Raw genomic sequence first — 24,479 nt, forward strand, 5'->3', positions numbered from 1 at the left:
GTAGTACACTTTTGAATAAGGATAAAACAAAGAATTAAGGAGCAACAGAAATGTTGCTCTTTTTTTATTTAATCATTTCTCCGTAGAAAGGAATCTCTTCAAAGTATTGAATAGCTCCAGAGCTTTGATCAACGAAGGCTACAATAGTTTGAAGACCGTTCGTAAGAATCAACCAATTCACCCGTAACCTGAAATTGTATTGTGCTATTTGATGTAAAACAGCTTCTGTAAGATTAATTTTAGGCGCTTTGCATTCTACAATTGCAATAGGTTTTCCTTCACGATTAAAAAGTACTCCATCGCATCGGCGCACCATTTTATTGACTTCGATAGGATATTCTGCAGCAATTAAGGTTGCCGGAACTTCTTTTTCATTAATCAAAAAATGCAAAACATGTTGTCTTACCCATTCTTCTGGTGTAAGAAGTAATTTCTTTTTCCTAAAAATATCCCAAACATATATTTCATCTCCTTTTTTGGAGAGTTTTAATGGGGTTTTGGGAAAATTTAATGGTGTTAACATCGAGCAAAAATAGTATTAAAAATTTTATTTTTAATACTATTTTTAGTCTTGAGTTTTGAGAAAGGAGTCTTGGGTTTAGCGCGAGGAATCTTTAATATCAACCCCAATACTGACCACTCATTACTTAATTGATGTTGTAACTATTCTAAAACCAACCATTGGTGAAGGCCCATCATAATTTTTCGTACTGCGATTACGGATATCTTTACCGCCATCATGCCTATGATAATGTATTGAGTAGGCCTCTGATTTTTGACCAAATTCTTTTTGCCAACCTAAAGTATCAATTTTTGCAACTTCATATATTTCATTTTCACCATTTTCTTTCAGCTCATGTAAGAACTCTTGGTATTCTTTATTGCTCACCTCTGTTTTAGAAATGTGAAATTCTGATATCCTTTTATCATTTCCATCTAAGTTCACTTCCCCGGAAGGAACATGTCCAAAGGATTTACTAATGTTTTTAAGAATTTTTCGTTCTGATGGTAATTTTTGAATGTTCATAGAAATTGAAATTCCTAAGATTAGAACTGTTAGGATGGGGAAGACTGTTTTTTTCATATGTAATGTTTGTATTATCTGTAACGGAAATTTTTAGACAAGTTACATCTTTTTTTAAAACTTTTTAATTGAAGATAGATATTGAACTTCAATCTCGCTAAAACGCATATCTTGTCAGATAATTTATATTTTATCATGGGGAAATCTCGAATTTCAGACTTTTAGTCAGCTCTAAAACTTTCCGAATGCCATATTGTCATTGATACATAGCGATTCTATACATTTTTTCTAATGGATTAGATTTTGATATAAGTCTATCGAAAATAAGAAATAAAAAACAAGAAAATATGGATACTAATAAATGGACAACTAAAACGCAGATGGCTGTGCACGAAGGGCAAAAAATTGCGCTTGAAGGCGGTCAACAGGCGATTGAAACTGGACATGTTTTGCGCGGCATGATACAGGTCGACGATAGTGTTCTTCCTTTTATATTTAAAGAATTAAATAGCGATTTGGCTATATTTACAAGTGCTTTGGATAGTATAATAAAAAACTACCCGAAAGTTCAAGGTGGTCAACCTTATTTAAGCAACACCTTACAACGTGTTTTGAATTATGGGATGAATGAAATGCGCAATTTTAAGGACGAGTTTCTTTCATTAGAGGTTTTACTTTATGCATTGATGGATGGAAACGACACAGTGGCGAGTTTAATGAAAGACAATAAGTTCAAAAAATCGACTTTAAAAGAAGCAATTATGAAATTAAGAGATGGAGAATCTGTAGACTCTCAAGGCAAGGACGGAACATATAAGTCTTTGGATAAATTTGCCAACAACTTAAATGAAATGGCGAAAAATGGGAAGTTAGACCCTATTATTGGTCGTGATGAAGAAATTCGTCGTGTACTGCAAATTCTAACGCGAAGAACGAAAAACAATCCAATTATGATTGGTGAAGCAGGTGTTGGTAAAACAGCAATTGCTGAAGGAATCGCTCAAAGGATAGTTTCGGAAGACGTTCCTGAAAATTTAAAATCAAAAATTGTTTATTCTTTGGATATGGGAGCATTAATTGCTGGAGCAAAATACAAAGGAGAATTTGAGGAGCGATTAAAAGCAGTTGTGAACGAGGTGATCAAGTCGGATGGAGAAATTATTCTTTTCATTGATGAAATTCATACACTTGTAGGAGCTGGAGCTGGAGAAGGCGCTATGGATGCAGCAAACATTCTAAAACCTGCTTTAGCGCGTGGAGAATTGAGAGCGGTTGGAGCAACAACGTTGGATGAATACCAAAAACATTTCGAGAAGGACAAAGCTTTAGTGAGACGTTTTCAAACTGTTTTAATTGATGAACCAACTTCGGATGATGCAATTTCAATTCTTCGTGGAATTAAAGAAAAATACGAAAATCACCATAAGGTTTTAATCAAAGATGAAGCGATTATTGCTGCGGTGGAACTTTCACAACGATACATTACCGACAGACAACTACCAGATAAAGCGATTGACTTAATTGATGAAGCTGCTTCAAAATTGAGAATGGAAATCAACTCAAAACCTGAAGAATTGGATGAGATTGAAAGAAAAATCATGCAATTGGAGATTGAGCGAGAAGCAATTAAACGAGAAAATGATCAACAAAAATTATCGAGTCTAAAAGCAGAACTAGCAAATCTTTCTGAACAGCGTGATGAATTTATGGCGAAATGGAAAGCTGAGAAAGATGTGATTGATGTTATTCAAAATGCGAAGGAAGAAATTGAACAAACTAAATTGAAAGCCGATCAAGCAGAACGCGCTGGAGATTATGGAAAAGTAGCCGAATTGCGCTATGGAAAAATTAAAGAACTGGAAGCAGTAGTTGAAAAAGGAAAAGCAGACTTAATTGACCTTCAAGCTGACAGTAAGATGATTAAGGAAGAAGTGGATGCAGAAGAAATTGCGGATGTAGTTTCTAAGTGGACAGGAATTCCGGTGAATAAAATGTTGGAAAGCGAAAGAGCTAAACTCTTACGTTTAGAAGATGAGTTGAGGTTAAGAGTTGTTGGACAAGAAGATGCAATCGAAGCAGTTTCTGACGCTGTGAGAAGAAATAAAGCAGGATTACAAAACCCAGATAGACCAATTGGTTCTTTCCTTTTCATGGGTACAACAGGTGTTGGGAAAACAGAATTGGCGAAAACATTAGCTTCGTATTTATTCAACGATGAAAACGCAATGACGCGAATAGACATGAGTGAATACCAAGAAAAACACAGTGTGAGTCGTTTAGTTGGAGCTCCTCCAGGATATGTTGGGTACGATGAAGGTGGGCAATTGACCGAAGCTGTTCGCAGACGTCCCTACTCTATTGTTTTGTTGGACGAAATCGAAAAAGCGCATCCTGATGTATTCAATGTTTTATTACAAGTTTTAGACGATGGAAGGTTAACCGACAATAAAGGAAGGCTAGTGAATTTCAAAAACACCATCATTATCATGACTACAAATATGGGTGCGGAAATCATACATAGAAACTTTGATGCAGCTGTAGATGTGGAACTCCCAAGAATTAAAGAGAAAACAAAAATGGAAATGCATGAGTTCTTGAAGCAACACATTCGTCCAGAATTTTTAAACAGAATCGATGAGCAAATCTTGTTTACTCCATTAACAAAAGAAGATACACGTCAAATTGTAGAAATTCAGTTGAACAACTTGAAAAAACAATTAGAGCAACACGATATCAGATTGGTTGTAAAAGATGATGCCCTCAATTGGATTGCCGAAACAGGTTACGACCCACATTTTGGAGCGAGACCGGTGAAAAGAGTAATTCAAAAAAGTATTTTGAATGAATTATCGAAAGATTTACTCGCTCAGAAAATTGACAAATCCCAAAACGTGATTGTTGATTTATTCGATGGTAAGATTGTGTTTAGAAAACCGATTACGGAAGAAGAAGAGGCAATTGTTTAACAATTTCTTGAAAGAAGTGCCGATGAATCGGCAAGGAAGTGAGAATGAAATAAAAGTTGAAATCCTCTGTACTGAAAAGTATGGGGGATTTTTTTTATGTAACAAATTATAACTAACTATCAGAGAAAAATCAATTAGGACACTCCTACTAGTAATCAAATACACCACACTAAAATCCTCACTCTGTATCTCCCTCCAAAGGGAGAGGTGCATCGAAATATCATTAAAAATATAATAAATAAAATTTAACATTCACACCTACATCTCAGACTTAACCATATTTCTTCTGAATAATGATTTTATTTGAGACCATTTAAGACTAAAGAATAAAATGAGAATTTAAATTATAAAAAGTAAAAAATCCTTGATCTCGCCTCTCTACTCAATACTCTTGCTCAATACTGATATTTAAATATCTCTCATTGCTTCAACTATTCTACTTGCTGCAGGACAGATTTCAGTATTTTTCAATGTTAAAGGAATAATTTGGAACATTTTTTTTCTGTCGGTATGTGGATATTCACTGCAGGCTTTTGGTCTATCTTCATAAACACTGCATGAATTATCATCAAAAAGGAAAGGACAAGGTTCAGCCAATTTTAACACATAATCTTCGTCTTCATCAACCCTTAAATATTGATCAATAAATTGAATTGGCTTTACTCTAAAGCGTTTTGCTAATCTTTTAATATCAACATCTCTGAAAATCGGACTTGTTGTTTTGCAACAATTGGCACATTCTAAGCAGTCAATATCTTCAAAAGCTTTTTCGTGTTCCGCATGGAAAATTTCGTCCAGTTTTCTTTCTGGAGTTCGTCTCATTTGCTTTCCCAACCTTTTATTGTCGGCTTTGTTCTCTTTTGCGATGTCTAAGTCCTCTTGATATTTCATTGTTGCAAAGTTAGGGGAATAAAATTTAGTTAATAGAAAAATATCTGTTTAATGATTTCATCATACTCAAAAACATAAGCTGTTTAATGTTTCATTACAAGAATGGAGAAACAAGGTTAAATCAATCGTCTTATCTTTGGCTATAATTTTTCAATAAAAAAGATAAATTCAAATTATGAAAAACATTCTGATTATAGCTTCCCTCTTCTTCTCATTAACACTTTTCGCTCAAACAAATATTTACAAAGGGAATTCTACCAGTTACTTTGATGTACTATACAACATAAATGGTGATAAAATATTTCGTGGGGGATCTACAAGTTTTACGGATATTCAATTTACCATAAAGGATGGGAAATTCTATAAGGATCAATCCATAAGTTTTACAGATATTCATTACACTGTTAAAGGAAATATCATTTATCGTGGGAATTCTACGAGTTTTACAGATGTTTTATATACAATTAGCAATGGAAAAATTTACAAAGGGGAATCTACCAGCTTTGTGGATTGTTTACTCACAGTTCGAGGAAATAAAATATATCATGGAGATGCAAATAGTTTTTCGAATATCTTGGCTACATTCGATAAAGAAATAGATATTTCAATTATAGCCGTCTTGTTTGGACCTTATTAGATGAAAACATTAACTTTATTTCATGATAAATTATCTCAAATCCTTTAGATTACTCACTGAAAAAGAACTTCAAATCGCTGAAAAATTGGCGAAAGTAAAAAAATACAAAAAAGGTGATTTTTTTATACGAGAAGGTTCTACTTGTAAGGAAGTAGCTTTTATTTCAAAAGGAATATTTAGGTCTTTTTACTCAACTTCGAACGGTGAGGAAGTTACTTATTGTTTTCGTTTCGAGAATTCATTTGTTAGTGCTTATTCTTCTTTTTTAACCCAATCTAAATCTATTGAAAATATTCAAGCGATTACTGATATTGAGGTTTTAAGCTTTACGCGGGATGACGTATTGAAGTTGGAGAATTCTAGTGAAAATTGGTTACGATTTTTCAAAATCAATGCTGAAAACGAATACGTTGAAATGGAAAAGCGTATTTTCATTCTACAAAAAGAAAGCGCCGATCAACGCTACAGAAACATGATGATTAACGAACCAGAATTATTAAAAATTATTCCTCTTAATTACCTTTCCTCCTATTTAGGTATCACACAAAGGCATTTAAGCCGAATTAGAAAGTCAATTGCGAATTAGACATTTGTCCTTTCCCCTCTATTTTTACTTGTTGAACTTTGCAGAAATAAAAATAAGCAATCATGAAACAAGTTTTAATTATTAATGGACATCCAGACCAAGAAAGTTACAATTACGCATTATCGGAAGCATATTTAAATGGAGCTGCCAAAACAGATGTTCAATTGAGTCAAATAAATATAGCTGATTTAAAGTTTAATCCGAACCTAACATACGGTTATCGTAAAAGAATGGAATTAGAACCAGATTTATTGGATGCAATAGAGAAAATTAAAAATGCGGACCATATTGTATGGGTTTTTCCAATGTGGTGGTACGGCTATCCCGCTTTAATGAAAGGATTTATCGATAGAACTTTTCTCCCAGGAATTACTTATCAACCTATTGAAGGAAAACCATTTCCAGAAAAGTTATTGAAAGGAAAATCCTCAAGAATAATAATTACTGCAGACACCCCAAGATGGTATGACTTTCTAATTATGAAGCGTCCAACTATCAATCAATTTAAGAAAGGAACTTTGAAATTTTGCGGAATCAATCGAGTAAAAGTTACTTTCATAAGTTCTATTAAAGGTTCAAATGCAACTTTTAGAGAAAAATGGTTGAAAAAGGTGGAGCTGTTAGGTGAGCAATTGAAATAATCTAATAAGGACAAAATTCTTACTTCTATTATTTAGCAATTATCGGGTTTCGAGTCATTAAAAACATTTCTACATTTACAGAATTAAAACTAAAGTGTATGAATGAGCAAGCAATTCTAAATTATCAGCGAATAGCAGAGGCAATTGAATTCATTCAAGAAAATTACAAAAATCAACCTACGCTTGACCAAATTGCAAAGAAAATCAATTTAAGTCCATTCCATTTTCAGCGTTTGTTCACGGAATGGGCTGGCGTGAGTCCTAAGAAATTTTTACAATTCATTAGCGTTCATCATGCAAAACAAATATTGGGAACGCATCAATCAACCTTATTTGATGCTGCAATAGAAACTGGACTCTCCGGAACAGGAAGGTTGCATGATTTATTCGTGAATATTGAAGGAATGACTCCGGGAGAATACAAAAACAAAGGAGAAAATCTTACCATTAACTACAGTTTCGGAGAAAGCCCATTTGGAAAATTATTGGTAGCATCTACATCAAAAGGAATTTGCTATATGGGATTTTCAGATGACTCAGAAATAGCATTCTCTGAACTAAATAACCGTTTTCAAAATGCAAAGTTTATCCTACAAAGCGATGCTATTCAAGAAAATGCATTAAAGATTTACACAGAAGATTGGACGGAAATTGACAAAATAAAACTGCATTTAAAAGGAACAGATTTTCAACTCAAAGTTTGGGAGGCACTCTTGGCCATTCCAACAGGAAAACTTTCAACTTATGGGAAGTTAGCCAAGAAAATTGACAATCCAAAAGCGGCAAGAGCAGTAGGAACGGCAATTGGCAGTAATCCCATTGCATTTCTGATTCCTTGTCATAGAGTAATTAAAGCGACGGGAGCTTTTGGAGGATATATGTGGGGAAAAACACGGAAAGCGGCTATAATTGGATGGGAGAAGGCAATTGAAAAGTGAAAATCTTGTTAGAGGAATAGTTAGTCATGAATGGTGAACGAAAAACAGTTTAGATATTTATCACGTGCAACCATTACTTGTTTCCGATTAACTTTATAAATTTACACTACTATTCTTCAAATCTATGACAAAACGACAATTACGTAAAGCTGCTAGAATTCATGTTTCTAATGGATTATCAAAGCAAGAAACTTATGATATCCTTAAATCCGAAAATAAGATTTCTAGCGATGATTTAGGAAGAATAGTTCAAACAATAGCTTCTTTAAATGCAAGAATAAAATTTAAAATCATGAATGGGAATTTGATGCTAATCATCGTTTTCACCATTATTCTCAAGATACTTACACTTATTTGGAACTATAGTGATGGTGAATCAAATTGGTTTCAAGGAATTTCACTTTTAATGAGTATTCTGTTTCTGATTGGTGTAGCCAGATATTACAAAGGTACTTATGTAGCCATCATGGTTATATATAGTATTGGATTGGTAGGTGTCATTTTATCATTTGATTATAATTTTGAAGCTTATGAAATAGTCAATTTGGCGATATTTATTGCCCTAATCTTATTGAGTTATCTCTTAAACAAGAAATTATTTCCAAATTTCACAAAAGAAAAACAACTGTACCGGAATCGTTTCAATCAAGATAGAATGAGATATTTGATAAAATTTGAAGATTAAAATAGAAGTTCAATTGTATGATTTTACAAGTCCCAATTCCTATTTAAATTCTTAAGAATTAATTAAACTTGTACCTTATAAAAAGCAGCCATGAAATTAAGCAAACCGACAAAACTTTTAATATCTGGAATATTTCTAACTATTTTAAGTTTAAGTGATTTAGATAATTTTAATGTTCTTTTTCATGGCTTTTTTTTACTCATTGGACTTACAGCTATCGTAATGTCTGCGATATTTCATATAAAATCTAGAAACGAAGAAAGCAATTAAAAATTTATAGTTAATATGGACATTCCAGAAATAGAACTTCTCGACGCAAAACTTTTCATACCTCAAGGGAAGAAAATAAGTAACATTGTATCTGAGTCAGAGAGTAAAGAATATTTAGCTCACACATTTCAATTGGATGGTCAAAAAGTAATCTTTAGAAAAGCTAAAATCACACCTACGAAAACCGGGCAATTTGTAACTATTTGGAAGCGTAATAATGAAGGAATAACTTCGCCCTATAATATTGTTGATGATTTTGAATTCTTTATAATATTAGTCCAAAAAGAAGAATCATTTGGTGTATTTATATTTCCAAAAGCTGTTTTGCATCAAAAAAAGATTATATCTGATGAGCGTAAAGACGGAAAACGTGGAATTAGGGTTTATCCTCTTTGGGATTTACCAATGAGTAAACAGGCGATTAAAACTCAAGAATGGCAAATCAAGTATTTTTTTGAATTGAAAATAGCCAATTGATTTGATAAGGTATTCTTAAAAGAATATACCCTTTTAACCCTGTTATTTATTATTCAAAAAAAAAGGAAACCAATTTAAAACTGCAGCCCAAACCAATTTACTCAACTAGTTTTTAATACTTTACAAATAATTTCTTTATATTTATTCCAAAAGTTTAAGATTTAAGCACCATTCTAACTAATAATAGCAAGATGAAAAACCACCTATTTTTCGCACTGATTATTGTTTTTTTCAGCTCATTCTCTTTATCACAAAGCTTTGATAAAAAGAAACTAGATGGATATTTTAACACATTAGAAAAGAATAATAAATTTATGGGAAGTGTTGCAGTATCCCAAAACGGCATTATAATTTATACTAAATCAGTTGGTTTTTCAGATGTTAAAAACCAAATTAGAAATACTCATGAAACAAAATTTAGAATTGGGTCAATCTCCAAAACTTTTACTGCAGTTTTGGTATTGAATGCAATAGAAGATAGAAAATTGACTATAAATCAACACATTGACAAGTTCTTTCCATCAATAAAACACGCTGAGCAGATTTCAATCCTACAATTATTAAATCACAGTAGTGGAATTTCAAATTTCACCAACGATAAAAATTTCGTGAACTATTACACTCTGCCAAAAACCCGAGAAGAATTAATACAAATCATTGCTGATGGCGGTAGTGACTTTAAACCAGGCAAGAAGGCTGAGTATAGTAATTCTAACTATGTATTGTTGACCCTCATTCTCGAAAAAATTTACGACAAAACATTGGATGAAATTCTTTCTAAATATATTACTCAGCCTTTAGGATTAAACAACACTTTTATGGGGTCTAAAATAAGTACTTTAAGTAAGGATGCTAAATCTTATTATTACAATGAAGGTTGGCAAGAACAAGTAGAAAGTGACATGTCTATTCCATTAGGAGCTGGAGGAATAGTTTCCACTCCTTCAGATATAGTTAAATTTAGTGATGCCCTTTTTGCTGGATCACTCTTAAATTCTGAGAGTGTAAACCTTATGAAAACAATAAAAGAAGATTATGGAGTTGGATTATTCTCTTTTTCTTTTAAAAATAAAATGGGTTATGGCCATGACGGAGCAATTGATGGCTTCAAGTCTAGTTTTTATCATTTTTCAAAAGGAAAGATATCATATTCAGTTATTTCCAACGGTTTAGACATTGATTTAAATTTTATCACTAATGGAGTACTCAATGTCATAAATAACGAACCTTTCGCGATTCCTTCCTTTCAAGAATATAAGGTGAGGTCTGAAATTTTAGAACATTATATTGGCACTTATTCTTCAGATGAAATTCCAATAAAAATTAAAATTTCCAGAAATGAAAACAAATTAATTGCCCAAGGAACAGATCAACCAGAATTAATTTTAGTTGCAACAGGTGAGCATGAGTTTAAATTTGATCAGGCTGGAGCAATCTTCACTTTTATTCCGACAAGAAATGAAATGATTCTAAATCAAGATGGTAGAGACTTTTTGTTTAGAAAAAAATAACGCTTAATGGATAATTATTATTGTATGCCGAATGGACCAATAGTAGTGCGTTGTAAAGAAAACGCAATATTCAATCAATTCGACTTATATAGCTCAATATGAGTGAATATCGCGTTAATAATTAATCATTATTTATCTTTATCGTAGAAATTTGATTTATAAGTATCGTAATCAACTTGCTTAACAGAAACTTTTTTGGCGTGCTCCGCAGGGCGAATTGGTCTACCTTTGTAAATCATAATTGCTCTGGTTATTTCCGCCCCAAGAAGAATAACGACAGTTGAATAATAAACCCAAATCAATAAAACTACAATAGATCCAGCTGCTTGGTATGTTTCAGCAAAATCGCTAGTTGATAAATAATATTGTATTCCATACTTTCCTAAAATAAATAATCCAGCTGTGATTAATGCTGCCAATCCAACATCTTTCCATTTTAAAATTACGTCAGGAAGAAATTTAAATATCATTCCGATGATTGCGAATACAACTGCGAATGAAACAATACTACTTGTAATATTTAAAAGTAAACTTGGTTCGCTTCCTATTAAACTTTGAATTTTACCAAAAAACAATTCTAGTAAAGTGTCACTAATTAAAGATACGATAAAAATGAACCCCATTCCAACAATCATCCCAAGAGATAACACCCTATTCACAAGAAACTTAACAAAACCCCTTTTAGGCTGCGCAACCACATCCCAAATTTTATTTAAACCTTCTTGTAAACTCATGAATATGGTTGTTGCAGAGAATACCAAAGTTCCTACTCCAAATATTGTCTGAAGTGTACTATCTGATGACATATCTACTTGAACAATAATTTCAGAAATTGACTGTGCAATATCAGGTCCAATAAATTCGCTTAACTGCATTGTTAATTCACCAGTTGCAGCTTCCTTTCCGAGAAATACTCCGGCAACAATAATGATTGTTATAATCAAACCTGGCAATGAAAATATGGTGTAAAATGCTATTGCAGCGGCAAAAGTCATTAAACTATGAGAGCCTACTCCAGAAATAATCGTTTTTACAACTTCGATAATAGGATTTAATGCGGTTTTTATTTTTTGAAACATATAGTGATATTTGAGTGAAAAATATTTTAAATCGAATAGCTAATCAGTGATTTAAACGAATTCCAAAACCATTTCTAATAATTACAATTAATAATACTGAAAATTAATAAATTGGATTTTAAAATTTATAATATTTAACAAAATGAGAACAATGTAGTCGCAATTCAGAAAAATGAAAAAGGTAGAAGAATTGAAATTCAAGTTCCAAATCTAATTTTTCAACCCATAATAGTCTGGTCTATTTTAGAAATTGATTTGCTTTTTCCAATACACTAAAGGTTTGCCATTGAAAAAAAATGGGTTTTATCTGTTATTGTTCAGCGAAACTTCAATTGAGGGATTAAGGCAACAAAAGATTGATAATAAAACTCCTAATAAATACATTCTTTTCAGCTAGTAGCTGTTCAACCTGATGTGGAGCAGTTTAACAAAAATTCATTTTATTGATTAAAAAAAAACGGAAAATCCCATTGGAAATTCCGCTTCTAAATTTGATTTTGAATATTGAGATTAATCAAAATTCCGCATTTAGAATACCATCTACTTATTCAAGGTGTAATCCAAATTTATTTTGGTATCTAACAACAATGAAATTGGACAATTCTCTTCGGCATCCTTTGCTAATTTCGAGAACTCATCTTCTTTAATTCCATCAACTTTGGCTGTCAGTTTTAGATTTGAAGAAACAACTTTACCGTCTTCAAATGTAAGAGAACCTGAAGTTTCCAGGGTATCTGCGGTATATCCTGCCTCTTGTAAGTTGAATGTTAATTTCATCGTGAAACATCCTGCGTGAGCAGCTGCAATCAATTCTTCTGGATTGGTTCCTTTTCCATCTTCAAATCTACTTTTGTAAGAATAATTGGTTTCATCTAAAACTTTACTTTGAGTTGTTAAATGGCCTTTTCCTTCTTTTCCATTTCCGCTCCAAACGGCTATTGCTTTTCTTTCCATAATTTGTCATTATTTGATGAACTCCTAAGGTATGAATTAGGTTTCTTTGATAGTGATAAACAATGTTAAAGTGATGAAATAAATCAATATATATTCTCTTTAAACGAAACTTCATTTTAATTTCCAAACATCCTGTTTAGTTACCCCACTTCAGTATAAAAAATAGACTTAAGATATTAGATAAACCAAGTGAAATCAAAATTAGAATATAGTGATTATACGTACTTGTCTGATAAGTGGTTTATTACTACTTTTGTTTCGTCTAAAGATTCTCATTTTATAAAAGATTTAATTCAAATTTAAGTACAATTATTTTTTGGCTTTTTAAAATCTTGACTTTAGGATGAAAGTAATTTATTAACTAATAATTTTGATTATTTTAGAGTTAGGTAAAGAGGCCACAATTTAAAATTTTCAATTCAAAAAAAATGAAAAAACTTCTTACTAGATTCCTTCTATTCCTAGCACCTATTGCAATAATTGTTTTGCCCATTGCATATTTTGATTTCTTCCAAGTTTTTGGTTTTCCAGAGTATCACCTTGATCAAAGAACTGCAGTCAATCGTGGAACGATGACTACTAAAACATATATTCATTTAAGAGAAGAAGAGAAATATGATTCTTTTTTATTTGGAAGCTCAAGATCACACGCATTTAAATGTGAAAATTGGAAAGAACATTTACCTAAAGATGCTAAACCCTTACATTTCGATGCTTCAGCCGAGGGGATATGGGGCATATTGAAGAAAATGCAGTTTATTAATGAGAATGGTGATTCTATAAAAAACGCTTTAGTTATTTTGGATAGACATGGACTATCAGAAACAAGACCTAGGGACGGAGTGTTATTCATTGCCATGCCTGAAATTTCTAAGGGATCGTATGTAAAATACTATTCGGAATTTCTAAAGGCTTCACTGTACCCTAAATTTTTACTGGCTTATATCGATTACGCAATATTTAAAAAGCATAGAGAATATATGGGCAATTTTATCAATACTCGTGAATATCCATTTTTAATGAATCGCAAAAATGGGGACATATGGTATGGATATGACAGGGAAATTGAAGAAGATTCCTTAGGGTATTACAAAGACCTTATTGAACAAGGTGTCTTTTACGAAAGACCTAAACCAAACAATCGGAAACCTGAGGTTACTAAAGAGGAAATAGAGCAACTAAAATTGATGAAAGAGCTTTTTGTTCAACATAACACTAACTACAAAATAGTGTTATCACCTATTTATGACCAAGTTCCAGTTGAACAGGATCAAATTGACCTATTGAATGAAATATTTGGCAGTGAAAATATTTTTAATTTCTCAGGTAAAAACAGTTTTACTGAGCCAATTCATAATTTTTACGAAACTTCACATTTTAGGCCTCATGTAGCAAATGAAATTATGGAAATTATTTATCAATAATAAAATTGCTAAACTCTTAAAAAAAGCATCACATTGATTAATTAATCCACTACATTCTATATTTTTACATTCAAAATTAAGACCATAGCTATGAAGTGGAAAGGAAGAAGAAAAAGCAGTAACGTAGATGATAGACGAGGAATTAGTTCTAAGTCTAAAATTCTAGGTGGAGGTGGTTTGATTGGAATAATCATCCTTTTAGTAAGTGTATTCGGTGGAGAAACTGGAAAGCAAATTGCTCCTATTTTAGAACAGTTTAATCAATCCTCCTCATCGGGAATGGTAAATTCTGAACAACGAGAACTTTCTGCTGAGGAAGTTGAAATTGGAGATTTCGTAGCAACTGTTTTCCAAGACACAGAAGATGTTTGGAACAAAATTTTCCAAGAAAACAATATGGTTTACGAAGAACCAGGTATGGTTTTATTTACTGGGCAAGTTTCTACAGCTTGTGGAAATGCAACTTCAGCATCTGGTCCTTTCTACTGTCCAGGAGACAAAAAAGTATATATGGATTTAGATTTTTTCCAAGAACTTGAAACCCGGTATGGAGCTAAAGGAGGAGATTTTGCAATGGCTTATGTAATTGCTCACGAAGTTGGACATCACGTTCAGACAATATTAGGAATCACAGCAAAAGTTCGTCAAATTCAATCCAAAAAATCACAAGTCGAAGCCAATAAAATGACCGTAAAACAAGAATTGCAAGCGGATTTTTATGCTGGAGTTTGGGCATATCACATGAAGCAATATCTCGAAGAAGGAGATATCGATGAAGCGTTAAGTGCAGCCCATGCCGTGGGAGATGATGCCATTCAAAAGCGAGTAAGAGGAAATGTAACACCCGACTCCTTCACTCATGGAACTTCTGCTCAACGTAAAAAATGGTTCACAAAAGGATTTAAAACTGGTGACATTAGACAAGGAGATACCTATTCGAGTGATGATTTGTAACATCTTCGAGGGGTAAATCAACTAACTGCGAAGTTTGTACCAACTACATGCTGATATTTTTTTATTTAACCATTTGACATTAGAGAATATCGTTATATAAAACGAAGAATAAGCACTTTTGCAAAAATCCTTTTTACAAATTAACATTCAATAGTTCGCAATTTTTTCATCAATAAAACAGCCTCAAAAAGTACCTAAAACGGTAATAATTATGGTAGTAATTTCATGACTTAATTATAATTGATTGAAATTAAAAGGTTAACAAAAAGTAACTTATTTCGTTCGGTTCTATTCGGACAAAACCCTTTAAAATAGATACCTTTGCTTCAGTAACAACACTAAATACCATAGAAAAACAGTTTTCCTATGGTATTTAGTGTTTTTGAATAATCATTAAAAAAAAATAACATGAGAAAAATTACACTTTTCGCTTTTGGTGTTTTAGCAAGTGCCGCAAGTTATGCGCAATTGACAACACCAGGAACAGGTCAAAATTATGACTTAACCACTCTATCTGCTTTAGACCCATCAATTTTAACCTTTGATGGAACAAAATACATCCTGAGTGATGATTTAATCATTTCAACTACCGATGTTTTAGAAATTACGACTTCAGACACTTTATTCGTTGATTCCGATAAAAGAATAACCATTGAGGGGAGTCTAGTTATTGATGCTGGTCAAAACAATCCGAAGTTTGTGCTTAGTTCTACAGATACCTTGAATCCAGCAGAAGGTATTCGTTTTGAAGAATTCTCTATTGGATCAATAAAAAATTCTGAAATAACCTATACAGGTGGTTTAAGAGTTCTAACGGAAGACTTCGAAATTGAAGATAGTTATCTAGCTCATAATGTCTCAGGAGTTTCAACAGGTGCAGTAATTTCGTTATCAAGAGGTGCTGCTGTAATAAAAAACAACACATTTTATATGAATGACTTGCCTGCAGTTGGTTCGGGAGCAAATCAAAATGTAGCCGCACAAATCATTAATAACTGGATAGAAAAAAATTGTCAGTCAAATCAAAACCGCCCTCAAATAAATGTGGGACCAACTGGTACTGATACTTTAAGGATTATTGGAAATACTATTCTTGGTGATAGAGCTATGACAATGGCTGGTGGAATTGGTGTATCTAATTTTGTTGGAGCAGATATCAATGCAATTATAGAGGCAAACGTAATCATTGACAATAGATATGGTTTATCTGTTTTAGGTGCAAACGCAAATGTATTGATAAAAGACAATATTATTGAAGACAATGATTCTCAAAATGACCCTAATTTAGGAGGAAGTGGAATTTCATTAAATAGTAGTGATGACTCACAGAATATCATCATACGTGAAAATAAAATTCGTGGGAACATCTGGGGAATTACCGTAATTGGTCAAGCTTCAGCTGATCTTGGAACAACTGGTGATCTTGGAAACAACCTTTTTTCTGACAACGGAAACAATGGAGAAATATTTGCAATCTACAACAATACTCCGCTAGACATTAGCGCTATGGGAAATTGTTGGATAGAATCTAACCAAGCGGCCGACTCTACTGAAATAGAAGATGTTGTATTCCACAATGTAGATGATGTAACTTTAGGAACTGTTGATTTTAGTAATTGGTCTTGCGGAATTCTATCAACTGATAAATTTAAATTAGAAAATATCAATTTATACCCAAATCCAGCTCAGAACAGAATCAACATTACCAATGATTCGAATTTTGAAACTGTCGAATTTTTTAATATTAGCGGTAAACTATTGAAAACTGAAAAGTTAATTGATGGTGAAAACAAAATAGATTTATCATTTCCTAATGGTTTGTATTTGTTAAAATTCACAAACAAAGAAAATAGCTTGACAAAAAAATTAATGATTAAATAATAACACTCAATTAGAATTGAAGCTGACCATAAACTCAAGAAAATATTAGTATTGAGGGAATGGTCAGTTTTTTTTTGTTTTTTAAGTCTACGCACAAAGCTTACTTAACGGTTCATATATTCGTAATTATTTTAACTTTGTATAAACAACTTACGTGGGAGTATTTTTTCTAGTATTATCGATATTTTTAGTTCTTTTGAGCTTGTTGCCTTTTGTTCCAAATCAGCACTGGGTTTTTCGTGTTCCAGAATTCCTTAGTTTACAGCTCCTATTTCTTCATATGACAGCCATTGTTGGATTAGGTATTTTTACTGAAGTAAACACTTTATTTTGGGTAGTTTTCTTATTACAGTTGGCTTTAATTATTTATCATTTTTATTTATTTTTCCGCTATACTAGATTCTATAAAAAACGTGGGCAAGATATTAGCGATTTAAAAGGAGTCAAAATTATTTCTGCAAATATTTATCAATTCAATAAAGAATTTGAAAGATTTAATAAGTTCATTAGAAAGGAAGATCCCGACATTTTTTTAACCATTGAAAGTAACTCAGATTGGGAAAAAGCAATGCGTGTTCATGAAGAAGATTATCCTCATACCAAGAAAATTACACTTGAAAACACCTATGGAATGCATCTTTATTCGAAAATTCCATTTGAAGAAATTACGGTTCACTATTTTGTAGCAGATGACGTACCAAGTATCGAAGTTCATTTCAAAAATGAAAATGATGAAGATTTCGCCGTGTTTTTCGTTCATCCTCCTCCACCAAGTCCTACAGAAGAGGCTAACTCTAAAGAACGTGATGGAGACTTGTTGTGTGTAGCCAAGAAAGTTAAAGAATTTGATAAACCTACATTAGTAATAGGGGATTTCAATACAGTGGCATGGTCAAACATCTCGAAATTATTTCGTAAAAATAGCGGCTTAATTGATGGGAGGCACGGAAGGGGAATTTTGGCCTCATTTCATGCCAAATATTGGTTTTTCAGAGCGCCCTTAGATTTGGTCTTTCATTCTCCGAATATGTTTCTCAAAGAATTAAATGTAAAGGAAAATGTAGGTTCAGACCACTTCCCTATTTGTTGCATTTTATGCATTGACCGCTCGGATGACAGTCAAAAAGATGAAGTTGAAGAAATTTCTGGTAATGAAAATGAAGAAACGGAAGAAATTATTCAAGAGGGAAAAGAAGAAGAAAGCGAAAAAAGATAAGACCTGGATAACATTGAGAAATAACTGAAAAATGCATGAATAGAAAATTCCAGTTCTTCCTCCTTACAATTATTTTAGTGACAGGATGTGTACAAAACAATGATTCTATTTCACTTGATAAAAATCCTTATGACATTTCAAGATTGACATCAAATGATTTACCCCATCTAAAAATTATCTTGCGAAGAGGAGCATTTCATTACGATTCTTTCGAGCTTTCAGGAAATAAACTGACTTTCACACCAAAAGAGACTAAAAACACAAAAGTGGAGTTCGACTTTGAGAAAAAGCATAAAGTAATTTTAGAAGATAGCATTGCTTTATCTATTTTTCATAGGTTAAATAATAATTCCATTTTTGATATGGACTCCTTGTACGAAAGCTCAACCTCATGCAACAGTATGCTTGAAGTTGAGATTTTTTTTTTATGACCAAAAAGTTAAAATTAGATGTGAAGATTTTGAAAGAGGATGTCCAGAAATCATTTCAAAACTTGAAAAAAATTTCATAAAACGCATTGGGAAAGATTTGAAGAGAGTTGTTTTACCTGGATAGTTAGGGCGATATTATATATTTAAAGAGAAATATAGTGAGACATTTAAAAACGAATATAACTCCCATAACAGTAGCATTTTTTGTTTCTCTCCTCTTGGTTATTTTAGGTCATGTAGAAATTGAGCAATCGTTGCATGTTTACTCTCCCTTTCCTGTTTCATTAATAAAATTTTGGAGCATGATTATTCTCTATCTATTCGTCTCAACTTCATTTTTATCACTAGTTTTCATTCCTATTTTCAAAATAATAAGTGCAACTGAGTACCAAAAAAAATCGGAAGTTTTAAAAAAGTACAAATATATAGTTTATGTATTAGCATGGAGTACAATTATTAAACTAGCGCTATATGTGGCTCAATTCACAGGAATTAAAATGCTCTTTGAACTCAGTATGAGTTTAAATCTTCACATGGATTGGTATTTTGGAAGTGATCTTAATTATTTTTACCATCTTTTTGCTTTCGAAGTGATTTTTATGATTGTTCATGGAATTTATTTCTTGAAAAGAAAACTTAGTTAAAATAAAACACACAATAAATAATACACACAACAAAAGCAACAAATCCATCCTTTTTACGTTAAACCTAGTTTAACTACTGTAAAAATTCTAAACTTGGAAATTCTAATCGAAAATATTTTATCCAATCACTCTTATCCATTGTTATTTGGTTTGACGGTAATCTATTTTATGATTTTGTATTTTGGTGTTGGCTCACTTTTCTTAGCTATTTGTAAGTTTTTAGAAAGGAAGAATATACTTCATAAAATCATAGAAAAGGACGTTTCAAAAAAACAAATCAAATTTGAAATTAAGCATTCATTAATATCAATCTTTGTTTTTGGATTTTCAATCATTCCTATTATCTATTTAATCCGGATTGATACGATTGAACTACTGCCAAACACTTGGTTGAATATCTTCATTGGATTGGGCATCCTTACTTTATGGAATGAAATTCATTTTTACATCGTTCATCGAATTATGCACCACAAATTTATGATGAAAAAAGTTCATTATATTCATCATAAATCAACTGTTCCAACTGTTTACTCGGTTTTTAGCTTCCATTGGATTGAAGCATTATTATTGAGCACAATTCCACTCACCATAGTACCTTTCATTCCATTTTCAATAATAGCTGTCTTTCTATTTCCTTTGGTTAGCATCCTCTTAAATTTCGCAGGTCATTGCAATTATAGATTTGGAGGTGGAAAAGGAGCTGATTGGAGTCTTTTTGGCACCTATCACAACGAACACCACAGCAGAGGAAGAAAAAATTATGGTTTTTCGCTTAACTTTTTGGACAAATTATTTTCCAAGAATAATAAATAAAATATGAAAGAAGTTTACATCACAAGTTCAGGTACTTTTTTACCAAATGAAGCGATTTCGAATGAAGAAATGGAAGACTATTTAGGTCGAATAAATGGTAAAGACAGCCGAGCAAAAAATCGTATTCTTAAGCAAAACGGAATTAAATCCAGGTATTTTGCACTAAATAAAAACCAAGAAACTACGCATTCGAATGCTCAACTGGCAATAAACGCGGTCAATAATGCTTTGTATAAAAGCATTATTGACCGCAGATGTCGAATTTTTATGCACAGGAACTACTCAAGCGGACCTCCCAATCCCGGGATTTGCAAGTATGGTTCATGCAGGACTTGACATCAACCGATGTGAAGTAGCCAGCTTTCAAAGTGTTTGTGCGAGTGGAATGATGGCTTTGAAAAATGCTTATTCTCAGATTAAAAGTGAAGAAAAGGAAAATGCTGTTTGTGTGGGAAGTGAATTGGCTTCTCGCCTATTTAAATCTTCAAGATTTGAAGCCCAAGGCGTAGATTCTTTGCCTTTTGATTCCGAATTTCTTCGATGGATGCTTTCCGATGGAGCTGGTGCAATGGTACTTCAAAACAAAAAAAACGAAAATGGAATCTCTTTGAAAATTGATTGGATTGATTTAAAATCTCATGCCAACGAATTTCCTGTTTGTATGTTCACCGGTAAAACGGACAACAAGAATGAAGAGGAACAAACTTGGTTAGATTACCCTAGTTATGAAGAAGCTTCAAAAGCCGGCGCAATAAATTTAAAGCAAGACACCCGATTACTAGACAAGGTAATTAAAGCTGGAGTTGCACATTATTTCGACTTAATAGATCAAGGGAAAGTCAAGAAAAACAAAATAGATTGGTTATGTTGTCATTATTCATCTGAAATTTTCAAAGAACCTATTAAAGAATTAATGCTAAAAGGTGGTGGAGAAATAACTGATGAAAAATGGTTCAGCAATCTTACCACAAAAGGAAATACCGGAGCAGCCTCAATTTTTATTATGTTAGAAGAATTGATGTATTCGAAAAAATTGAAAGTAGGAGATAAAATCCTTTGTATGGTTCCTGAAAGTGGAAGGTTCATCACTTCTTTCATGCAGTTAACGGTAGTTGGAAACGAAGAATCAAATTCAAAAAAATATCCAGTTAGAGAAATTGAATCACCAGAATTAGTCATTGATAAAAACGAAACTTCTGAATGGTTGATTAGAAATTTAGCACAAATTTGGATTGATTTCGAGACTGAATTACTTAAAGTTCCTATCATTACTAAAATTCATGACGGGAAATTGAGCATTTCGGATTACAAATTATTACTTCATGATTTGAGGCAACAAGTAATTGATGGTTCTTTGTGGATTTCTAGAGCGGCTTCTAATATAGATATCGATTTATTTGAATTAAGGTCAGCATTCATAAAACATACCGCTGCAGAACACAAAGATTATCAAATGTTGGAAAGAAATTACGAAGCTTTAGGTGAAAACATTGAAATGATTAGAACAGGTGAACAGAACATTGGAACCGTGGCGTTGACTTCGTTTATGTTTCAACAAGCGAGTAAAAACAACCCTGTTGACTTGCTTGGTGCAATGTTTATCATAGAAGGAATCGGGAAGAGACTCGCTGGATACTGGGGTGAAATGATTAAAGATCAGATGAATTTAAAAGACAATCAAGTTTCTTTTTTCACTTATCATGGTGTAGCAGATGAAAATCATTTTCATAACTTAGAAGAAGCTTTAAATCATCCGAGCATGAATATGGATGTGGCTAGAAAAATTGTAAAAACTGCTAAAACAACAGCTAAATTATACATTTTGCAGTTGAAAGAATTAGGCAATTATTAAAAATAGAGTATGATAAACGAAAATATGGATATTTCAGCGCACGACGATAGAGATCCTAATCCTTGGTTGGCGTTACTTTTAGATGACAGTATTCCAATTAATCAAACCACAAAAATGGCCTTGATGAGAGATAACGCATCGAAATCTGTGAGGTATTTTATGCCTGTGATTCAGTTATTCTCCAAAATCACAATGTTTTTCATTCACATTTTTAAGTTTTTCTTCCCTAAATTGATCAATTCTTCAAAATTCTTGCATCGTATATTAGCTTGGGGACTCAAAAGATTTGTAAGTCCGGATGCAAACCTGCTTATATTTAGACACTTTCACGTTGGAACTGAAATTTTACAGTTTATAGAAGGGAATGTCCCCAATATTGAAATCAACGGAAACCCTCTAAAACCTAAAGATTTTAATGATGTAAAGGACGATTTGTTTTTAAATCATGATTTGAATTTGTACAATTTCGTAATAAGACTAAACAGTCAAATGAAAGAGAAGAACATTACAATCACTCCACCTGAAAAAATCAATTTAGATATGATTACGGTAGATCAATTCGATCACATCAAATTCCCAAATAAATGGACCAACTTTTTAGATTTGCGTTCAGCAATAGAACTTTTTACTCCCTTTTATCAATTATTTTTAACTTCTAATGATTTTATTCGAGCATCAAACTCACTTCAATTAGATGAAACAATAGCTATTTATGCATCACAAATTCTCGGAACTCCTGGACATTTAGGTCTAGTGAACAACAAACACCCGATGGTTCCTGTTACAACTTACAGTGCAGCATATAGATTGGTTTTGCATGGATTAGCCGCAGAAACGCTACACGAGGTATTGGTTAAAATGAAGACCAATAAAAATATCGATGGAATTGTAACTCCTAAGACCTAAAATCAATTTTTATTCTTAACTTTAAATGAGAAATAAGACACTACACATCTCATGAACAAACAGTTAAACAACTTTAGTATTCTTGAGCAGTCTGATTATATTCACTAATATTGAAGTTATGAAACCCATTTTATCAAAAATACTAGTAGTTTTTTTCCTTTCGAATATCGGGCTAAGTATTCATGCTCAAGGATCTGGAGGAGGAGAATACAACCACAATCACGAAAAATCTCCTTGTTTAACTTCTGAACAAAGACAAAATATTATTCACCAATTAAATGAAAGCAAGAAGAATTTAATTGAGCAAAATAATTACATTCAATCGAATGTACGAACTCCTAGTTCTCTTTTTATTTGGCCAGTAGAACAAGCGACCAATGTTAATTATCATGAAATTTGGGGAATCTCCAATTATGTCGATCACAATCAAAATTACCCAAACCAATTAACAGATTATTCGGGTGGAACGAGAACTTATGACACACAATCAGGATACAATCATCAAGGAATAGATATTTTCACTTGGCCATTTCCTTGGAAAATGCAAGATGAAGATGGTTTGAGAGTTATTGCCGCTTCAGATGGTCAAATTATTTATAAAAATGATGGTGAATTTGACAGGAGTTGCAATTTCAATAACAATATTTGGAACGCTGTTTATGTCAAACACAACGATGGAAGTGTTGCATGGTATGGACACCTCAAAAATGGCTCTCTTACTTCAAAAAGTATTGGTTCTACAGTGAGCCAAGGGGAATATTTAGGAATTGTGGGCAGTTCCGGAAATTCAACTGGACCTCATTTGCATTTTGAAGTTTATGAAGATGATTCCTATGCCTTAAATAAATTGATAGACCCTTATGCTGGACCATCGAACACATGGAATTCAACATCTTGGTGGGAAAATCAGAAACCCTATTTGAACCCAACAATAAATGGCTTAACAACAAATAGCGCTCCTGTTGATTTGAGTAATTGTCCGACGCAGGAAACTACAAATGAACAAGACAATTTCCAACCAAATCAAACGGTTTATTTTACAGTATTTCTAAAAGATCAGCTGAATGAAAGCTTCGTTTTGAAAGTTATTAAACCAGACAATTCTATCCATCAAACTTGGACCAAAAATTTATCAGAAGATTATGTTGCATCTTATTATTGGTATTCTAAAAATGTGACTTCCCAAGGCTTATGGAAAGTTGAATGTATATTGAGCACAGGTCAAGTATTGACACATAATTTCACCGTGGGTAACTTAAACACAGAATATTATGATTTAAAAAACTTGAGCATATACCCTAATCCTGTAAAAGACATATTAAATATTAAAACTGAATCTAGAATCATCAAAGTTGAAGTTAGAGATGCTTTAGGTAAGAGAATTCATAGTGCTGAAAATAAAAGTAAGGGAATTACAAAAGTGAATACAGAAGCGTTTTCTAAAGGAATTTATTTTATCACCGTTATGGATAAAAATTCTCAAGAGAAGACCTTAAAGTTTGTTAAGTAATTGAGCCAATTGATAATTGAAAATATTGTAATCTTATGCTTTTCAGTTATTATAATTGAGGAGAACAATTACTCCGTAAATTCCTTGAATTTACGGAATTTCAAATCATTCTGTGAAAAAATGCCAAAAAATTATCTCTTGAAATTTTCACATACAACATAGTTAATTAATGTCCGTTAAAATTCGAGA

24 protein-coding genes are annotated in these 24,479 nt (G+C 32.5%); 19 read left to right on the plus strand and 5 right to left on the minus strand.

Going from position 1 to position 24,479, the window contains the following annotated elements; translation table 11 throughout:
* Positions 1–64 precede the first annotated feature (64 nt).
* Together C6368_RS10305 and C6368_RS10310 are read right to left on the minus strand one after the other, a co-directional pair.
* Positions 65–523 (minus strand): type I restriction enzyme HsdR N-terminal domain-containing protein, encoded by a 459-nt coding sequence (locus C6368_RS10305; RefSeq protein ID WP_107039124.1) that lies wholly within the window; start codon positions 521–523, stop codon positions 65–67.
* Positions 524–643: 120 nt separating this feature from the next.
* Positions 644–1,084, minus strand: coding sequence for a hypothetical protein (locus C6368_RS10310; protein ID WP_107039125.1), 441 nt, complete (start codon positions 1,082–1,084; stop codon positions 644–646).
* Between the two features lie 287 nt (positions 1,085–1,371).
* Here C6368_RS10310 and clpB point away from each other — a divergent pair, with 287 nt between their 5' ends.
* Entirely contained in the window at positions 1,372–3,990 is a 2,619-nt protein-coding gene (gene clpB / locus C6368_RS10315; RefSeq protein WP_107039126.1) for an ATP-dependent chaperone ClpB, read from the plus strand.
* A gap of 408 nt (positions 3,991–4,398) precedes the next feature.
* Here the strand turns inward: clpB and C6368_RS10320 are convergent, their stop codons facing one another.
* Positions 4,399–4,881 carry a YkgJ family cysteine cluster protein gene (locus C6368_RS10320; protein WP_107039127.1) on the minus strand — a complete coding sequence of 161 codons (483 nt, stop codon included), beginning with the start codon at positions 4,879–4,881 and terminating at the stop codon, positions 4,399–4,401.
* A 175-nt stretch (positions 4,882–5,056) separates the two neighbouring features.
* Here C6368_RS10320 and C6368_RS10325 point away from each other — a divergent pair, with 175 nt between their 5' ends.
* From C6368_RS10325 to C6368_RS10355, 7 genes are all read left to right on the plus strand, one after another.
* Positions 5,057–5,518: a hypothetical protein gene (locus tag C6368_RS10325; protein WP_107039128.1), complete on the plus strand. Its 462-nt coding sequence runs from the start codon at positions 5,057–5,059 to the stop codon at positions 5,516–5,518.
* Positions 5,519–5,540: 22 nt separating this feature from the next.
* Complete coding sequence (locus tag C6368_RS10330; RefSeq protein ID WP_107039129.1) at positions 5,541–6,104, plus strand: Crp/Fnr family transcriptional regulator; 564 nt, start codon at positions 5,541–5,543, stop codon at positions 6,102–6,104.
* A gap of 62 nt (positions 6,105–6,166) precedes the next feature.
* On the plus strand, positions 6,167–6,745 hold the full coding sequence (locus tag C6368_RS10335; RefSeq protein ID WP_107039130.1) for an NAD(P)H-dependent oxidoreductase: 579 nt from the start codon (positions 6,167–6,169) through the stop codon (positions 6,743–6,745).
* Between the two features lie 98 nt (positions 6,746–6,843).
* The gene (locus C6368_RS10340) at positions 6,844–7,683 is read left to right on the plus strand and encodes a bifunctional helix-turn-helix domain-containing protein/methylated-DNA--[protein]-cysteine S-methyltransferase (RefSeq protein ID WP_107039131.1); all 840 of its coding nucleotides are present in this window, start codon (positions 6,844–6,846) and stop codon (positions 7,681–7,683) included.
* Positions 7,684–7,807: 124 nt separating this feature from the next.
* Positions 7,808–8,368, plus strand: coding sequence for a hypothetical protein (locus C6368_RS10345; RefSeq protein ID WP_107039132.1), 561 nt, complete (start codon positions 7,808–7,810; stop codon positions 8,366–8,368).
* 285 nt (positions 8,369–8,653) lie between these two features.
* Positions 8,654–9,115 (plus strand): MepB family protein, encoded by a 462-nt coding sequence (locus tag C6368_RS10350; protein ID WP_107039133.1) that lies wholly within the window; start codon positions 8,654–8,656, stop codon positions 9,113–9,115.
* 191 nt (positions 9,116–9,306) lie between these two features.
* The gene (locus tag C6368_RS10355) at positions 9,307–10,626 is read left to right on the plus strand and encodes a serine hydrolase domain-containing protein (protein WP_107039134.1); all 1,320 of its coding nucleotides are present in this window, start codon (positions 9,307–9,309) and stop codon (positions 10,624–10,626) included.
* Between the two features lie 128 nt (positions 10,627–10,754).
* On the opposite strand, the gene C6368_RS10360 is transcribed toward C6368_RS10355, so the two are convergent.
* Together C6368_RS10360 and C6368_RS10365 are read right to left on the minus strand one after the other, a co-directional pair.
* Positions 10,755–11,705 (minus strand): YihY/virulence factor BrkB family protein, encoded by a 951-nt coding sequence (locus C6368_RS10360; protein WP_107039135.1) that lies wholly within the window; start codon positions 11,703–11,705, stop codon positions 10,755–10,757.
* Positions 11,706–12,245: 540 nt separating this feature from the next.
* Positions 12,246–12,659 (minus strand): OsmC family peroxiredoxin, encoded by a 414-nt coding sequence (locus C6368_RS10365; protein WP_107039136.1) that lies wholly within the window; start codon positions 12,657–12,659, stop codon positions 12,246–12,248.
* Positions 12,660–13,087: 428 nt separating this feature from the next.
* Here C6368_RS10365 and C6368_RS10370 point away from each other — a divergent pair, with 428 nt between their 5' ends.
* The 11 genes from C6368_RS10370 to C6368_RS17300 all read left to right on the plus strand — a co-directional run bounded on the left by C6368_RS10370 (position 13,088) and on the right by C6368_RS17300 (position 24,290).
* Entirely contained in the window at positions 13,088–14,083 is a 996-nt protein-coding gene (locus C6368_RS10370; RefSeq protein ID WP_107039137.1) for a hypothetical protein, read from the plus strand.
* Between the two features lie 90 nt (positions 14,084–14,173).
* On the plus strand, positions 14,174–15,037 hold the full coding sequence (ypfJ, locus tag C6368_RS10375; RefSeq protein WP_107039138.1) for a KPN_02809 family neutral zinc metallopeptidase: 864 nt from the start codon (positions 14,174–14,176) through the stop codon (positions 15,035–15,037).
* A 408-nt stretch (positions 15,038–15,445) separates the two neighbouring features.
* Complete coding sequence (locus C6368_RS10380) at positions 15,446–16,918, plus strand: T9SS type A sorting domain-containing protein (RefSeq protein ID WP_107039139.1); 1,473 nt, start codon at positions 15,446–15,448, stop codon at positions 16,916–16,918.
* A 154-nt stretch (positions 16,919–17,072) separates the two neighbouring features.
* Positions 17,073–18,134, plus strand: coding sequence for an endonuclease/exonuclease/phosphatase family protein (locus C6368_RS10385; RefSeq protein WP_107039140.1), 1,062 nt, complete (start codon positions 17,073–17,075; stop codon positions 18,132–18,134).
* Positions 18,135–18,169: 35 nt separating this feature from the next.
* Positions 18,170–18,565: a hypothetical protein gene (locus C6368_RS10390; RefSeq protein WP_107039141.1), complete on the plus strand. Its 396-nt coding sequence runs from the start codon at positions 18,170–18,172 to the stop codon at positions 18,563–18,565.
* 158 nt (positions 18,566–18,723) lie between these two features.
* On the plus strand, positions 18,724–19,209 hold the full coding sequence (locus tag C6368_RS10395) for a hypothetical protein (protein ID WP_159038549.1): 486 nt from the start codon (positions 18,724–18,726) through the stop codon (positions 19,207–19,209).
* 93 nt (positions 19,210–19,302) lie between these two features.
* A complete protein-coding gene (locus C6368_RS10400) occupies positions 19,303–20,022 on the plus strand; it encodes a sterol desaturase family protein (protein WP_199851621.1) in 720 nt (239 codons plus the stop codon).
* A 3-nt stretch (positions 20,023–20,025) separates the two neighbouring features.
* Complete coding sequence (locus tag C6368_RS17390) at positions 20,026–20,358, plus strand: hypothetical protein (protein WP_199851622.1); 333 nt, start codon at positions 20,026–20,028, stop codon at positions 20,356–20,358.
* Entirely contained in the window at positions 20,246–21,874 is a 1,629-nt protein-coding gene (locus C6368_RS10405; RefSeq protein WP_199851623.1) for a 3-oxoacyl-[acyl-carrier-protein] synthase III C-terminal domain-containing protein, read from the plus strand. Before C6368_RS17390 ends, C6368_RS10405 begins: the two co-directional genes overlap by 113 nt.
* 9 nt (positions 21,875–21,883) lie before the next feature.
* On the plus strand, positions 21,884–22,780 hold the full coding sequence (locus C6368_RS10410) for a DUF6999 family protein (protein ID WP_107039143.1): 897 nt from the start codon (positions 21,884–21,886) through the stop codon (positions 22,778–22,780).
* Positions 22,781–22,898: 118 nt separating this feature from the next.
* A complete protein-coding gene (locus C6368_RS17300) occupies positions 22,899–24,290 on the plus strand; it encodes a peptidoglycan DD-metalloendopeptidase family protein (protein ID WP_159038550.1) in 1,392 nt (463 codons plus the stop codon).
* Positions 24,291–24,479 lie beyond the last annotated feature (189 nt).

Source organism: Brumimicrobium mesophilum (assembly GCF_003025005.1).
In the GTDB taxonomy this organism is placed as follows: domain Bacteria; phylum Bacteroidota; class Bacteroidia; order Flavobacteriales_D; family Crocinitomicaceae; genus Brumimicrobium; species Brumimicrobium mesophilum.

Bases quoted from the DNA above. Each gene is read 5' to 3' on its own strand.
- C6368_RS10305 (WP_107039124.1), bottom strand. From the start codon at position 523: ATGTTAACACCATTAAATTTTCCCAAAACCCCATTAAAACTCTCCAAA.
- C6368_RS10325 (WP_107039128.1), top strand. From the start codon at position 5,057: ATGAAAAACATTCTGATTATAGCTTCCCTCTTCTTCTCATTAACACTT.
- C6368_RS10330 (WP_107039129.1), top strand. From the start codon at position 5,541: ATGATAAATTATCTCAAATCCTTTAGATTACTCACTGAAAAAGAACTT.
- C6368_RS10360 (WP_107039135.1), bottom strand. From the start codon at position 11,705: ATGTTTCAAAAAATAAAAACCGCATTAAATCCTATTATCGAAGTTGTA.
- C6368_RS10345 (WP_107039132.1), top strand. From the start codon at position 7,808: ATGACAAAACGACAATTACGTAAAGCTGCTAGAATTCATGTTTCTAAT.
- C6368_RS10405 (WP_199851623.1), top strand. From the start codon at position 20,246: ATGCTTTGTATAAAAGCATTATTGACCGCAGATGTCGAATTTTTATGC.
- C6368_RS10335 (WP_107039130.1), top strand. From the start codon at position 6,167: ATGAAACAAGTTTTAATTATTAATGGACATCCAGACCAAGAAAGTTAC.
- C6368_RS10310 (WP_107039125.1), bottom strand. From the start codon at position 1,084: ATGAAAAAAACAGTCTTCCCCATCCTAACAGTTCTAATCTTAGGAATT.
- C6368_RS10380 (WP_107039139.1), top strand. From the start codon at position 15,446: ATGAGAAAAATTACACTTTTCGCTTTTGGTGTTTTAGCAAGTGCCGCA.
- C6368_RS10410 (WP_107039143.1), top strand. From the start codon at position 21,884: ATGATAAACGAAAATATGGATATTTCAGCGCACGACGATAGAGATCCT.
- C6368_RS10390 (WP_107039141.1), top strand. From the start codon at position 18,170: ATGAATAGAAAATTCCAGTTCTTCCTCCTTACAATTATTTTAGTGACA.
- C6368_RS10340 (WP_107039131.1), top strand. From the start codon at position 6,844: ATGAATGAGCAAGCAATTCTAAATTATCAGCGAATAGCAGAGGCAATT.
- C6368_RS17300 (WP_159038550.1), top strand. From the start codon at position 22,899: ATGAAACCCATTTTATCAAAAATACTAGTAGTTTTTTTCCTTTCGAAT.
- C6368_RS17390 (WP_199851622.1), top strand. From the start codon at position 20,026: ATGAAAGAAGTTTACATCACAAGTTCAGGTACTTTTTTACCAAATGAA.
- C6368_RS10370 (WP_107039137.1), top strand. From the start codon at position 13,088: ATGAAAAAACTTCTTACTAGATTCCTTCTATTCCTAGCACCTATTGCA.
- C6368_RS10320 (WP_107039127.1), bottom strand. From the start codon at position 4,881: ATGAAATATCAAGAGGACTTAGACATCGCAAAAGAGAACAAAGCCGAC.
- ypfJ (WP_107039138.1), top strand. From the start codon at position 14,174: ATGAAGTGGAAAGGAAGAAGAAAAAGCAGTAACGTAGATGATAGACGA.
- C6368_RS10355 (WP_107039134.1), top strand. From the start codon at position 9,307: ATGAAAAACCACCTATTTTTCGCACTGATTATTGTTTTTTTCAGCTCA.
- C6368_RS10350 (WP_107039133.1), top strand. From the start codon at position 8,654: ATGGACATTCCAGAAATAGAACTTCTCGACGCAAAACTTTTCATACCT.
- clpB (WP_107039126.1), top strand. From the start codon at position 1,372: ATGGATACTAATAAATGGACAACTAAAACGCAGATGGCTGTGCACGAA.
- C6368_RS10365 (WP_107039136.1), bottom strand. From the start codon at position 12,659: ATGGAAAGAAAAGCAATAGCCGTTTGGAGCGGAAATGGAAAAGAAGGA.